The organism is Planotetraspora phitsanulokensis (genome assembly GCF_016863295.1).
Classification (GTDB): Bacteria; Actinomycetota; Actinomycetes; order Streptosporangiales; family Streptosporangiaceae; genus Planotetraspora; species Planotetraspora phitsanulokensis.
On record NZ_BOOP01000076.1, the window covers coordinates 1 to 1,445 of the forward strand.

Here is a 1,445-nt window from a genome sequence, read left to right on the forward strand (position 1 = left end):
GTGGTTGTGGTGGGTGGTTTGTGTGGGTGGTGTTTGGGTCGTGGGGTGTAGGTGAAGGCCCAGCGGTCTTTGCCTTGGGGGTGGCGTTGGTAGCGGTGGGGGTGGCGGTAGCGGTCGCGGTTGTGGAATTGGCAGGCGGGTCCGAGGAGGTGGAGGTTGGTGAGGCCGCCGTCGGTCCAGTTGTCGGCGTGGTCGATTTGGCACATGGTGGCGGGGAGTGGGCAGCCGCTGATCCAGCAGGTGGGGTAGCGGGCGTAGACGGCTTTGCGTTGGGTTTTGGTGGCCAGTCGTGTGGCTCGGCCCATGTCGAGGACTTGTCCGTCGGCGTTCATTACCAGGCGGATCAGGGTGGAGGTGCGTGCCAGTCGGTCTATGTCGGAGGGGGACAGTAGTTGGCCGGTGGATAGCAGGAGTCCGGGGACTTTCCATCGCAGCCGCGACGGATCTCGTTGATGCTCTTCCTCTCGGTCCTGTTCTTCTCGGGCCCCTGATCTCGTTTGTGGGGTCGGCGGCTCTTCCGCGGTGTTCTCCTCGGCCCTGCGGTGGGAGTTGATCCCGTGGTCGGTGAGGTGGTCGTCGCCGTGGTGGTGCTGGCCGGGCTTGGTGGGGGTGCGGTGGTCGGTGGTTGCGGTGTCGGGGTCCGGCTGGCCGGTCCAGTGGTTGGCCTGGTGGTCGGTGGGGAGGGATTCGGCGTTGACGAGGACGAGTAGTTCGGTGGTGATTTTGGTTTCGAGGAGCATGGTCAGTGCGTCGGCGTTGCGGACGCGTAGGGGGCGGTCGTCGTTGTCGGTTTTGGGTTTGGCGTAGGTGTCGAGCCAGGTCTTCAGCCGGGCGGCGGCTTCTTTGGGTAGGTGGAATTCTCCGCGCATGCCGCCGGTGCTGGTCGGGCGTACTTGGAGGAAGCGTTTGTCGTAGTCGGCGTCGTCGTGTTTGTTCGACCGGTCGGGGTCGAGGATTTCGTTCAGGTAGCGGCCGGCTTTGGCGACGTCTTCGCAGGTGGCTTGGTCGGCCAGGTCGGTGAGGATTTGTTCGGCGACCGCTGTTTGGTCGTCGGTGAGGTCTTTGACGGCGGTGCAGATCGCGCTGACCTGGCCTTCGCTCAGGCTTCCTTCGGCGAACCGCGCACGCACCAACGGTAGACGTGCGAGTTGGGTGCCGAGGGTGACCAGGTGGGAGGCGGCGCCTCTGCTGGTGCCGCAGGCGTCGCGTAGCCAGGTGCGGGTGCTGGCGTGCCCGTGCCGGCGGGCCTCCCGTGTGCGGTGTACCCGCTCTACTCGTGCGGTGATGGCGGAGATCAATCGATCCCGCGCGTATGCCAGCTCTTGCGCCTGGGCCAGACACGCTGCTGGTGAGTCCGGCACCCCGGCCATGGCCAGCGCCGAAGCTGCTTCTACCAGCAGTGCCACCAACTCGCTCGGGTCAGCCGCGGCAGCGGTCCCGGCGGA

At 66.1% G+C, this 1,445-nt stretch carries 1 protein-coding gene; it reads right to left on the reverse strand.

Features of this window, described 5'->3' with window-relative positions; translation table 11 throughout:
- Positions 1-1,406 (reverse strand): HNH endonuclease signature motif containing protein (locus Pph01_RS42425; protein ID WP_204078936.1); only part of this gene is annotated, 1,406 nt, incomplete at its 3' end.
- Between the last annotated feature and the right edge of the window lie 39 nt (positions 1,407-1,445).